This window comes from Pseudomonas sp. S3_E10, from assembly GCF_054667615.1.
Genome location: NZ_CP162743.1, coordinates 397,573 through 411,711, shown reverse-complemented (window position 1 = coordinate 411,711; position 14,139 = coordinate 397,573). Strand labels below are relative to the sequence as shown.

At 65.2% G+C, this 14,139-nt stretch carries 2 protein-coding genes; both read left to right on the top strand.

Annotation, left to right across the window (positions count from 1 at the left end):
- Positions 1-313: 313 nt before the first annotated feature.
- A complete protein-coding gene (locus AB4N98_RS01565; protein WP_065878546.1) occupies positions 314-1,504 on the top strand; it encodes a substrate-binding domain-containing protein in 1,191 nt (396 codons plus the stop codon).
- A gap of 197 nt (positions 1,505-1,701) precedes the next feature.
- The gene (locus AB4N98_RS01560) at positions 1,702-13,962 is read left to right on the top strand and encodes a filamentous haemagglutinin family protein (RefSeq protein ID WP_460149183.1); all 12,261 of its coding nucleotides are present in this window, start codon (positions 1,702-1,704) and stop codon (positions 13,960-13,962) included.
- The last annotated feature ends 177 nt before the right edge of the window (positions 13,963-14,139 follow it).

Here is a 14,139-nt window from a genome sequence, read left to right as displayed (position 1 = left end):
CTCATCCTGTCATGTTTCAACCGCTCGACACGCTCCGTGCGGTCTCCAGCCCAGGGTTGCGAAGCCGTACTGAAACGCCGCTGTCACGTGGGCCAAAACCGCTCGAAAGCATGACCAAAACACCCGAGAATCTTTTTAAAATCAAGCGCTTCCTCCCGAGGTTTTTTCCTATATCTGTCATCGGAAACTGCGAGTTTCGTTCCCATGGTTTTCACCCAGGCCACCCCCCGCGTACCGGCCTGGGACCGAAGCCATGGCGTCATGCAAGAGCCATCTACCCCAAACGTACAAACACGACGAAAGGAGATTCTTCATGTTTAAGCGCAACGTTCTCGCGGTATCCATGACCCTCGCCGCACTGTGCTCGGCCCAGGCTGCACTGGCTGACATCAACGGCGGCGGTGCTACCTTGCCACAGGCGCTGTACCAGACTTCCGGCGTGCTGACCGCCGGTTTCGCCCCCTACATCGGCGTGGGCAGCGGCAACGGCAAATCCGCCTTCCTGAACAACGACTACACCAAGTTCGTGGCTGGCGTGACGAACAAGAACGTGCACTGGGCCGGCAGCGACTCCAAGCTGAGCGCCACCGAACTGTCGACCTATGCGTCCGCCAAGCAACCGGCCTGGGGTAAGTTGATCCAGGTGCCGTCGGTGGGTACTGCGGTCGCTATCCCCTTCAACAAAAGCGGTACCGCAGCGGTTGACCTGAGTGTCAGCGAGCTGTGCGGTGTGTTCTCGGGCCGTATTGCTGACTGGAGCGGTATCTCCGGTTCCGGTCGTACCGGTGCGATCAAAATTGTATATCGCAGCGAAAGCAGCGGTACCACCGAGCTGTTCACCCGTTTCCTCAACGCCAAGTGCACGACAGAAGCGGGCACTTTTGCCGTTACGCCTATCTTCGCCAACAGCTACAGCCTCGGCCTGACCCCGCTGGTCGGTGCTGTTGCAGCCACCGGTAGCCAAGGGGTGATGACTTCCCTGGGCGCAACCGACGGCGGCATTACCTACATGAGCCCGGACTTCGCCGCCCCTACATTGGCCGGCCTGGACGACGCCACCAAAGTGGCTCGCGTGGGCAAAAACGTCGCCACCAACACCCTGGGCGTTTCGCCGGCTGCCGCCAACGTATCTGCCGCCATCGGCGCAGTACCGGTACCGGCTGCCGCTGTTCGTTCCAACCCGGACGCCTGGGTTCCGGTCTTCGGTCCGGACAACACCGCCGGTGTACAGCCTTACCCAACCACCGGCTACCCGATCCTGGGCTTCACCAACCTGATCTTCAGCCAGTGCTACGCCGATGCCACCCAGACCACCCAAGTGCGTGATTTCTTCACCAAGCACTACGGCGCCTCCAGCAACAACGATGCAGCCATCACCGCCAACGCTTTCGTTCCGCTGCCAACCGCTTGGAAAGCCACCGTTCGCGCCAGCTTCCTGACCGCGAGCAGTGCCCTGAGCATCGGCAACACCAACGTTTGCAACGGTATCGGTCGTCCGCTGTAACCCCCGCTTCCAACGACCTGCAACACCTGATCAGCAACGGCCTGCGCCGTTGCTGATTTTTGCGTTTCGCCGCGCCGTTACCAGCCCCATATGAACTTTGCATGACAGAAGTTCGGTCCCGCCCTTCGCCAACCGCCTAACCCTCATACGTGAGCCTGTCGTGCTCCCTGCGTGATAACAAAGAAGGAAGATCCCCGATGGTCCGCTGCCAATCACCGGTTAACCTGAAAGCCCCAGAACCCGTGCTGCGCCTCAAGCCCCTGGCCCAGGCGATTGCCTTGTTGATGGTGGCCGGCAATGCCCACGCGGCCACGGCGTTCAGTTCCAGTTGGTTTGCCGAGAAAGGCGCGACTCAGGCGGCGACGGCGGCGCGGATCAGTGCCGGGCAGGTGCCGGGGGTTCCTTCGCTGAACCAGCAGGCACGGGCCAACCAGCAGTTGGCGCGTTCCATCAGCACCTTGAACACCAGCGTCGCGGCGATTGCCGCGCAGCAGGCGGCGCAAGCGGCGGGGCGTCAGGCGGCGTTCGGCCAGGTCTCGACGATTCCCGATGGCCTCGGCAAAGGTGGCCTGCAGGTGGATAACAGCCTCACGCAGGGCTGGACCAACGCCAAGGGCCCGACCCAAAGCCAGGCCGGCGGCAAGACCACGGTGACCATCGAGCAGACCGCCGACAAGGCGATCCTCAACTGGGAAACCTTTAACGTCGGGCGCAACACCACGGTGGATTTCCAGCAGCAGGCCAGTTGGGCCGTGCTCAACCGCGTCAACGACCCCGATGCTCGGCCGAGCGAGATCCAGGGCCAGATCAACGGCGCCGGCACGGTGATGATCATGAACCGTAACGGCGTGGTGTTCGGCGGCACCAGCCAGGTCAACGTGCGCAACCTCGTTGCCGCCGCTGCGAATATCACCGATGAGCAATTCACCCAACGCGGTGTTTACGTGGATGCGACCGGCACGCAGCCGACCTTCACCGATGCGGCGGGCAAGGTCCAGGTGCAGCGCGGTGCGCTGATCCAGACCCACAGCCCGGCCACTTCGACGGATGCGGGCGGTTATGCCTTGCTGCTGGGGTCGGAAGTGGACAACGCCGGTACCATCATCACCGCCAAGGGCCAGACCACCCTGGCCGCCGGTGACAGTTTTTACATCCGCAAGGGCGTCGGCACCACCGGCAACGACCGCTCCACCACGCGCGGCAATGAAGTGGCGACCAGCCTCAAGGCCGGCAGCAGTGCCGGCCAGGTCAGCAACAACGGGCTGATCATGGCCTCCACCGGTGACATCACCCTGACCGGGCACCAGGTGCAGCAAAACGGCGTGGCCCTGGCCAGCACCTCGGTGGACACTCGCGGCACAATCCACTTGCTCAATTCCTCCACCGACACCACGGGCAGTGTGACCCTGGGCGAGGGCAGCACCACCGCGATCCTGCTGGACAGCAGCGCCAGCACCGCGCTGAACAGCCAGAAGAGCAACGGCCTGGTCAACTTCGACGGCATGCCCGCCAACCTGGCCACCGGGCGGTTCAACAACCTCAGCGCCGTGGCCGACCGCACCGATCAGTCGCGCATCGAGATCGTCAGCGGCGGCACCGTGGATTTTCACAAAGGCTCGATCACCCTGGCCACCGGCGGGCAGGTCGCCGTCAGTGCCGCAGGGCGCAGCCTCGTGCGCGATGGGGCGCTGATCGACGTGTCCGGCGCGGTGGGCGTCAAGGTGTCGATGGAAGCCAACAACATCAAGATCAACGTGCAGGGCAACGAGCAGCGCGATGCGCCGGTCAACCGCGACGACGGCAAACTGATCAACAACGACGTGTGGGTCGACCTGCGCGACCTGGTATTTGTACCGGCCGGGACCAACGGCTACGCCACGGACCGTTGGTACACCGCCGGCGGCTTGCTGGAAGTCGGCGGCTACCTCGGCACCCAAGGCCACTCGGTGGGCGAATGGATGGCCCAGGGCGGTACCCTGACCTTCACCGGCAAGGAAGTGGTGACGCAAAAGGGCGCGCAGCTCAACCTGTCGGGCGGCACCGTAGACGTGCAGGCCGGTTACATCCAACAGACCTGGCTCAAGGGCCCGGACGGGCGCCTGTATGAGCTGTCCAACGCGCCGGGCGACCTTCTGTATTCCGGGCTTTACAAGGGCTATGAAGACACCAGTACCCGCTGGGGCCAGACCGATTACTACTACAACCCATTGATCGCCAAGCAACGCCGTTACGAGAGCGGCTACACGGTGGGCCGCGATGCCGGCAAGCTGGTAGTCGGCACGACGGGCGCGGTGCTCGAAGGCCAGGTGGTCAGCGATGTGTTCCAGGGCGATCGCCAGACCCAGGCACCGAACATCAACCTCGACGGTTACCAACAGTCGCAAAAGGCTATGGCCCAGCGCGCGCAGTTGATCATTGGCGGGTACACGCCGGTCTACAACAAGGCCACCGGCACCCTGCGTTATGCGCTGACCGGCACTGCCGACGAGGTGCTGATCGCCGACAACACGCAGAAAATCGCCGACGGCCTGGACCTCACCACCGTGCTGCCAGCGGATCGCCAGGGCAAGATGGTGCTCGACAGTGACCAACTCAACGGCTACCGGTTGGGCGCGATCAAGGTGGGGGCCAAACAGCAGATCAGTGTCAACGGCGCGCTCAACGTGGCGGACGGCGGCGATATCACGCTGTTCGGGCCCCAGGTCAACCTCAACGCCAACCTCACGGCCCATGGCGGCAGCATCAATGCGGGCAATATTCTCAACCAGGTCAACCTCAATTCGGGCAATACCGTCGGCGATGTGATCCTGGCGGGCGGCGGGCATGTCGATGTGGCCGCAGGTGTGAAGCTGGACGCGACCGGGCGTTGGAATAATGTGCTGCTGGAGCCCAACCGCCGCGACGGCGTGGCGTATGTGAACGGTGGCAAGGTCTCGCTGCGCAGCACCGGCAACGTGGACCTGGCGGCGGGCAGTGCGGTGGATGTGTCTTCCGGGGCCACCCTGGGCGTGGACGGCCAGCTCAGCGGCGGCAAAGGCGGCGATGTGACCCTGGGGGCGTGGGGCGCGTTGGCCGTGGACGGCGAGATTCGCGGTTATGGCGTCAACGGTGGCGGTACCCTGGCGTTGCAGGCGCGCAAGGTGCAGATCGGCAACAGCGCCGATGCACCCGCTACCGACACGCTGCAATTGACCGGCGACTTCTTCAACAAGGGCTTCTCGGCCTACGACATCACCGGCAACGAGGGGTTGCTCGTCACCGACGGCACCCAGGTGGACGTGAATGCGCCGGTCTACCGTCTGGGCCGGCAGACAGCGCTGACGCCAAGTGGCAGCGAGCCTGCCACGGCACTGGAGCGCTGGACACCGACGCTCTACCAGGAAAACCCGACCCAAGGCGTGCTGACCCAGCGTCGCGGTGCCAGCCTGACGCTGACGGCCGGCTCCAGGGATTCCACCGCCGCACAACTGGCGAGCACCGCCCTGGCCGTGGGCCGGGGCGCGGTGATCAATGTCGACCCCGGCCAGGGCATCAACCTGCGCAGCGTCGGCCAGTTGACCGTCAACGGCAGCCTGAATGCCTGGGGCGGCAGCGTCAGCCTGGGCGGCCTGAATGTGACGCCGCCGGCCTGGGAACAGCCGATTGCCGCCGGCCATGAACGCTCGATCTGGGTGGGTGAACAGGCGCTGATCGACGTCGCCGCGCGAGCGGTCACGGCGGTGAGTCATCGGGGCAACGTGTACGGCCAGGTCCTCAATGGCGGCAAGATCAGCATCGGCGGCGATATCAACCTCGCCACCGGCATTGCCAGTGCCGGCGATGTGTTTGTGGTGGTCCGCGAGGGCGCGCGCCTGGACGCGTCCGGGGCCCAGGCGATGCTGGATGTTCCCGGCCAGGGCCGTGTGCCGGTGGCCAGCAATGGCGGCAGCATCAGCTTTGCGTCCAACAATGGCCTGTACCTGGACGGCAGTTTTGTGGCCCGCGCCGGTGGCGCCGGTGCGGCGGGCGGCAGCTTGTCGCTGGCGCTGGAAAGCCCCTACTACGCGAAAAACGGCGCGAACGACCGGGTGCTCAAGGTGCGCGAGCTGGTGCTCAGCCAGACCCATCAGACCAGCGCCTTACCGACCGCCGCCAGCCTGGAATACGGCCATGGCCGTCTCGGTGTCGACCAGATTACCGCCGGCGGTTTCGACAACCTGGCGCTGCTCAGCAACGGCTTGCTGAGTTTCGACGGCGACGTGTCGTTGAACATGGGCCAGAGCCTGCGGTTGTACAGCGCCAGCTACAACCTCAGTGAAGGGGCTGCGGCCAACTCGCGGGTCACGCTGTCGGCACCGTACCTGCAACTGGCCGGCATCCTCGCGCCTGCGCAAAGTGGTAAAGAGGCCTACGTGCGTGCGGTGCCGCTGCTGCCCAACCCGTCGCCGCTGGCAACGACGGCACAGTTCAGCGCCAGCGCCAACGTGATTGATGTGCGCGGCAATGTGGTGTTCGGCAACAAGAGCAACGTGCCGCAGACGAATGACGCGCTGGTCGCGGTCGAGCGTCGCGGGTTCGACGACGTACGACTGACCAGCCAAGGCGACCTGCGCTTTCTGGCCGGTGCCGATGCGAACGTGATCTCTCAGGGCATCAGCACGCAACTGGCGACCAGCAGCGACATGACCCTGCGCGCCGCGCAGCTGTACCCTGCGACCGAGGTCGGGGCGCGGGTCCTGGCGGGGTATTTGAACGGCAACTCGGGCTTTGACCCGACGCGCACCTTGAGCATCGAACGCATCGGTGACGCCACAGCGGCTGTGCCGTACTCGGCCTTCGGCCGCCTGCAACTGGGCAGCGCGAATATTCGCCAAGGCGGCGTGGTGCGTGCGCCGCTGGGGCTGATCGAAATCGGCGTGTTGAATTCGGGCAAGGTTGAACTGTTGCCGGGCAGCCTGACCTCCGTGAGCGGCAAGGGCCTGGTGTTGCCTTACGGCGGCACGGTAGATGGCCAGGTCTATCTGTATAACGGCAAGAAAGTCACATTCGTTGGCCAGGGCGCAACGGATAACGGCGGTGGCTTGTATATAGGGATGGTATTGGGTGGGCAATCGGTGGCGGTCCAGCCGGGCGCTACGGTGGATTTATCCGGCGGTGGTGAATTGCTCGGGGCCGGGTTCATTTCCGGGCGTGGCGGTTCCACCGATGCGCGCCTGACCCCCTTGGTGCAGTTCGGCGCAACCGGCGGTTTTGTGCTGCCGGGCCTTGGCACCAACCCGATCTACGCGATTGTGCCGGGTGTGCAACCGGGCTATGCACCGGTGGCGCCGGAAGGCGGCGCGGTCGACCCGCTGATGGGCCAGCAAATCACCATCGGTGCCGGCGTGCCCGGGCTGGCGGCGGGCACCTATACGCTGATGCCGTCCACCTACGCCTTGATGCCGGGCGCGTTTCGGGTAGAAATCAATGGCCTGGCCGGGCCTGGTGGCGAAGGTGCAACCCAACAGATGCGCAATGGCTCATGGGCCACCGCCGGGCGCCTGTCCATCGCCAATACGGGCATCGTCAACAGCCTGGCGAGCCAGGTGATCCTGACCTCCGCCGATACCTTGCGCCGTTACTCCCAGTACAACGAAACCGGTTACGCCCAGTTCGCCGTGGCCGATGCGGCCAGGCTTGGCGTGCCCCGTGCCTTGCTGCCGGTGGATGCCAAGACGTTGAAACTGACGTTGCGTGCGGGAGCCGGTGCGCAGGCGTTTTCGTTCCAGGGCACCGGTCGCTTCGAGGCCGCTGACGGCGGTTACGGCGGCACCGTGGCGCTGACCAACGCAAGCGCAGGGGTGGGCCGGGACATCGAAATCGTGGCGGCGGGCCAAGACGCCAGCAGTGGTTTTGACGGGATCAGCGTGCAGGCCCAAAGTTTGAATGCCTTGGGCGCTTCACGCCTGGTGATCGGTGGGATGACGTTGGTCAATTACGGCCAGGCCGGCAACTACATCAACATCGCCAACGGCAGTAACAGCTCCATTGTGCTGCGCGATGGGGCCAACCTGGCTGCGCCGGAAGTGCTGTTGCTGAGCGGCACCGGGCGCATCGTCGTTGAGCAGGGTGCCTCGATCAACACCATTGGTCGCGGCAAGGCCAGTTATGACGCGCGTGACGGTTTTGTCTACAACGTGGCGAACATGCTGGCGGTGTCCAACGGTTTGCTCAACGTCGTCGCCGCGCGGTCACCCGGCGGAGTCATCAGTGGGGGCATTCAGTTAGGCGTGTGCAACCGCGCGCCCTGCAGCGGCCAGACGGCCCTGTATTCCGAAGGCAGCATCGTTACCTTGACCGACAGCACCCTGCAGATGGGGGATGAGGTGCGCTATGGCACCCGCCACCTGAACCTGGGGGTGTCCAGCATCAACGTCGGCAGCCCCGAAGCCCTGGCCGCCGCGGCCGCCGGTAACCGGCTGCCGGTGGGCATGACCCTCAACCAGCAGGTGTTGGAACGCTTGCTGCGCGGCGACACCCAATTCGGCGCCCCGGCCCTGGAAACCCTGCAACTGTCGGCGCGCGACAGTTTCAACTTCTACGGCACCACCACCCTGGACACCTACGACGCGGTGACCGGCAAGTCGCTGCTGAGCAACCTGATGCTCTCCACGCCGGCGATCTACGGTTCTGGCGGTGCCAACGACGTGGCCGCCATCCACACCGCCAACCTGATCTGGCAGGGTGCCGAGGCACCGCCTGCGGCGGCGGTGACCGGTGGTGCCGGCAGCGGCAGCGGGCGCCTGGACATCAATGCCGAACGCATCGAGTTCGGCTATGGGGGATTTGCCCAGGCGAGCACCACTAAAACCTTCGATCGCCTCGCCCTGGGTTTTGCCAACGTCAACCTCAATGCCGGCGAGCGCATCACCGCCAACCACAAAGGCAGCCTCTCGGTGTACCAGAGCCAGGGCGCGTTTGACCCGATCAAGGGCTTTGCCTACAGCGGCGGCAATCTGAATATCCTCACGCCGCTGATGACCGGGGAGGCCGGTTCGGTCAACCGTATTACCGCCGGTGGCGCAATAAATGTCAGCGCCTCGGCCGGCGCGGTGGGCAAGGTAAACGGTATCGGCGGTGAGTTGGCGTTGCAGGGTGACAGCCTGCGCCTGGCCAGTGCCGTGGTGATGCCCAGCGGCAAAGTGACCCTGGGTGCCCGTGGCGATGTGGTGCTCACCGATACCGCCTCGATTGATGTGGCCGGTCGGGCCATTCCCTTCAACGACCTGACCAAATACAGCGCAGGCGGCGAGGTGTTGCTGGAAAGCCGCACAGGCAATGTAAGCCAGGCCGCGGGCTCGACCATCGACCTGTCGGCGCAGCACAACCAGGCGGGCAGGTTGCGCGCGGTGGCGGTGGACGGCGCAGCGGGGATCGTCGACCTGGCGGGCAAGATCATCGCCGGCAGCAGCGGTGGCTACGATGCCGGTGGCACCCTGGTGCCGTACCTCGCCGGCGCGGTGGAAATCCAGGCCCAGCGCCTGGGCGGCAATGGCATCCTCAGCGACCAGTTCGCCGCGCTCAACCAGCGCCTCAACCAGGGCCAGGTCTATGGTGCGCGCAGCTTCCAGCTCAAGCAGGGCGACCTGACCATCGGCAGTGACGTCAAGGCCAACAGCGTCAACGTCTCGATCGACAACGGCAGCCTGCGCGTGACCGGCCTGGTGGATGCCAGTGGCGAGCGCGTCGGCAGCATCAACCTGGCCGCGAAAAATGGCCTGAGCCTCGACGGCGGCGCCGTGCTGGACGCCCATGGCACACAACTGCGCGTGGACAGCTACGGCAAGATCATCGATTCGCCCAACCGCGCCATCGTGGTCCTCAGCTCTGGCCAGGGCCAACTGACCCTGGCCAATGGCGCGCGCATCGACCTGCGCCATGGCACCGCTGCCACGACCGGCAACGACGGGCGCAGCCGTGGCACGCTGGAACTCAACGCGCCGCGCGTGGGCAACAATGACGTCGCCATCGACGCCGGTGGGGTGTTGACTATCCAAGGGGCGCGTTCGATTGCGCTCAACGGCATGAGAACCTACGACGATGCCCCGACCAGAACCGATGAAACGCCAGAGGGGCGCCCGTACCAGGTGATCGACCAGGACTACCTCAGGGACGTCGTCGATCCATCGAATACGCAATTTATCGACGCCGCGCGCGTTAACGGTAACTTGCTGCGCAAGCTCGCCGGCTTGAACAACGCGACCTACGGCGACGTGTTCCACCTGCGCCCCGGCGTCGAGATCGTCAGCAAAACCGCGGACGGCGACCTGGTGGTGCAGGGCGATCTGGACCTCTCCAGCTATCGCTACGCCAGCCTCAAATCAACGGCCAAGACCGAGTCCGGCAGCCTGACCCTGCGCGCCGGCGGTGACCTGAATATCTACGGCAGCATCAACGATGGCTTTGCCGCGCCACCGGCCACCGACGATGACAATGGCTGGGTGCTGCGCGCCGGTATCGACCACACCGGTGGCACCGTGGTGGTGCCGGGCAGCGGCGTGACCCTGGAGGTGGGCACCGTGTTCCCCGCGGGCGCTGCGCTTAATTTCGATGTACTGACCAACCCGCTGTTTCTGCCGGCGGGTACCCGTTTGCCCGTGGCGGCCACGCTCAACCAATCGTTGGTACTCCCGGCGGGCACGGTGTTGGCGGCGGCTGTTCGGGATGCCTCGGGCACTGTGCTGTTCGCGGCGGGCACCTTGCTGGCTCAGGACCAGACCCTCGCCAGTGGCAGTGTCCTGGAGGCTGGCAGCCTGTTGAGCACTTCAGCCAGTGTTGACAGCCTGATCTGGCCCAAGGGCGTGCCCTTGGTCACCAGCATGACCCTGGCCGCCAGCAAAGTGTTGCCCCGTGGCGCGCTGTTGCCGTCGGGCACTGACGTGAAATTACCCGGTGGCGTGGAGTCGGTGCAGTTGCGTGTGGCCGACGCCGGTCGCCAGGGCAAGAACTGGGCGATTGCACCGATGTTGGAGGAAGGCTCGCAGTCATGGTCGATACGCCTGGTCGCGGGGGCCGATACCGAGGCGGCGGACAGTCGCCTGCTGCAGCCGCATCCGGTAAGCGGCAATCTGCGATTGGCGGACAGTCACTACGGGGCGTTCGGCAAGGGAGCCCAGGTCTGGACCGAGGAGGGCTCCTTGGGGTGGTTCGGCGATGACAGCATGGTAGGCCAACCCATTGATTTCGACGCAATACAATACCCAGGGCTATGTGACGACCTCCCGGAATACTGCGTTATCAGTGGTGATGCCTACACGCTGCTGGTGGGCGGCAGCACTCGCTTCAGCGTAGTCCGCACCGGCGCGGCAGACCTTGACCTGCTGGCCGCCGGCAACCTGAGCATGGAGTCGCTGTTTGGCGTATACACGGCGGGCAGCTCGTCCACCGGCACCTCGGCCAACGATCCGTATAACCTCAAGCGAGCCCTGGGCAGCAATGGCAAGGTATTGGCTAACGCCGGGGGCAACGAAAAGCTGGTCAACGCAGACACCGCCAGCCTGTACCGTGCCTGGTACCCGGATACGGGCGGCAACTTGCTGCTTAAAGTGGGCGGCAACCTGACCGGCAATATCACCAGCCCGGCGCTGAACGGCGTCGGTCGTCCGGTACCCAGCGACCTGGGCCAGGATTCAGCCAACGTCGGCAACTGGCTGTGGCGTCAGGGCAACGGCCTCAGTGGCAACCAGGCGCAGGCCACCGCGTGGTGGGTCAACTTTGGTACCTACGTGCCCGGCATGGCCTACCCGAGCGCGGACCAGATGGTTGGGTTCACGGGCTTCGGCACCCTGGGAGGAGGCAACCTTAACGTTGATGTGGGCGGCGATGCGGGGATTCTCAACGCGTCGTCGCAGCCGCAGAACGTCAGCCCCCGCAGCCAAGGCCTGGTCCTGGCCGTCGGCGGCACCGGCCGCGTTGCCACCGATGGCAGCGTCCAACTGACCGGCGGCGGCGATCTGAACCTGCGGGTCGGCGGGGCGCTCAACCCGGTCAGCCAGATCAACCGAGACCACCTCAATGGCGCCCTGGTGAACACGCGAGGGCATGTACAACTCACTGGCGGCGCCCTCGGTAGTCTGACGCTGCTGTATGGTGACCAGCCCGGCTACCAGAGCCCGAGCGAGGTGCGCGCCTACGACCCGCTGCGCTCCACGTCCGCCAGGGCAGCGGGTGGTTTGAGCCTGTTGCCGGGTGACGCTACCTTCAGCCTGGCCACCCGCGGTGACCTGGTGCTGCAGGATGTCGCCGACCCGGGCCGCGCGCCGCAAGTCAACGCGTTGGCCTACGCGAACGCTGGCGTCAACGGGATTGGACACAGCTGGTTCAGCCTGTGGACCGACCGTACGGCGGTGGACCTGTTTTCCGCCGGGGGCAACCTCACGCCCCTGACCCAGACGCTGGACACCGACATGGCAGCCGTCTATCCCGCCACGTTGCGCGCCGTCGCCGCCAGCGGCAGCCTGTACTACGGTCGCGCATCGTACGGTGACCCAAGCACCGTGCCGCCGCTCGGGGCCATGGTGCTGGCGCCGTCGGCCAACGGGCAACTGGAACTGCTCGCCGGCGACTCGATCTACGGCGGCGACCTGCCCATCAGCCGCTCCAGCGCAGCCGCGCAAAGCCTGGCGACGATTTTGCGCCCGGCGTTTCTAGGCTTCCTCACCAATCAGATCGCGGTAAACGGCAGCGGTAATCTGGCAAGCGACGCCAGCATTGCCACCTTCAGGGTGTCGCCGCTGTTTGCCTTTGGCCCCAACACCGCCAGCATGGCCTGGGGCGACACCCTGGAGCCTGCACGTTTCTATGCGCTGAGCGGGGACCTGCTGGGTGTCAATAGCGGGCGTGTAATCACCCTGACTAGACCCGCCTTCCAGGACCCGCGTTTTGGGCAGACTTACTACGAGGGTGCCGGTCCGGTCTGGATGCTGGCCGGTCGCGACATCGTCAGCAGCGGTACGCCACTCAGCGGTGCCAATGGCGGTAATAACACCACGGGTGAATACACCTACGCCGGCAACCTCTTCGTGCACAACAGCCCCACCGATATCTCCATCGCCAGCGCTGGCCGCGACATCCTCTACAGCAGTTTCAACGTTGCCGGCCCCGGTACCCTGGAACTGACGGCGGGGCGCAACATCCAGATGGAAGACAAAGTTGCGGTGAACAGCCTGGGGGCTGTGGCGGCCGGCGACAGCCGCCCTGGCGCAAGCATCGTCATGCAAGCCGGCATGGGCCCCAACGGCCCGGATTACCGCCGCTTCGTCGAGGCCTACCTGAACCCCGCCAACCTGGCGCAACCGGGTGAGTCGTTGCAGGGCGGCAAAGTCGCCAAGACCTATGAGAGTGAGCTGGTGGCCTGGCTCACCGAACGCTTCGGCTTCGGCGGCGACAGCGAACAGGCCCGTGCCTACTACGCCGCACTGCCTGGCGAGCAACAACGGATCTTCGCCCGCGACGTGTACTTCGCCGAACTCAAGGCCGCCGGCCGTGAGTACAACCAGGACGGCAGTGTGCGCCAGGGCAGCTACGTGCGCGGCCGTACCGCGATTGCCAGGTTGTTCCCCGAGACGGATGTGGCCGGCAACCCGATCACCTACAAGGGCGATATCACGATGTTCGGCGGCGCAGGCGTGCACACCAACTTCGGTGGTTCGATCCAGATGCTCACCCCCGGCGGCCGCCAGACCTTCGGCATCGAAGGCGCGGCACCACCGTCGACGGCGGGTGTGATCACGCAGGGCGCGGGGGATATCCAGCTGTACTCCCTGGGCAGCATCCTGCTTGGCCAAAGCCGCATCATGACCACCTTCGGCGGCTCGATCATGGGCTGGACCAGCGCCGGCGATATCAACGCCGGGCGCGGCTCCAAGACCACCGTGGTGTACACACCGCCCAAGCGCGTCTATGACAACTGGGGCAACGTGAGCCTATCGCCGTCGGTGCCGAGCACCGGTGCCGGGATCGCCACGCTCAACCCGATCCCGGAAGTACCGGCGGGGGATATCGACCTGATCGCGCCATTGGGCACGATCGATGCGGGCGAGGCGGGGATTCGAGTGAGCGGGAACGTCAACATCGCGGCCTTGCGCGTGGTGAACGCGGCGAATATCCAGACCCAGGGCAAGTCGTCGGGCGTGCCGGCGACAGCGACGGTGAACGCCGGCGCCATGAGTTCGGCCAGCGCGGCGGGGGCGGCGGCGTCCCAGGCGGCCGAAGACGCGGCGCGCAGCCAGCAGGCGGCGGCCAAGCAGGGCCGGGCTTCGATCGTGACCGTGGAGGTGCTGGGGTTTGGCACCGAACCGGTGCCCCGTGAGCCGCAGGAACAGCAGAAAACCTCGGCGTACAACCCCAACAGCCCGGTGCAGGTGCTGGGCGCGGGGCCATTGAGCGAACAGGCGCGGGCGCGTTTGACGGATGAGGAGCGCAAGCAGATTACCTTGTAGGGCGGTGCCCAGACCTCTCGTTGTACCTTGGGGGCGATCACTGATCGCCCCGTTTTTTTGCACGGCGTTGTACCCAATCCAGCCCAAAAAATGCCCCCCTCCCAATTCCGAATGAACCTTTCATGACAAAAGTTCGGTAGCCCATGGCCACTCCCGTCTCTCCTGTGTAACGCGCTC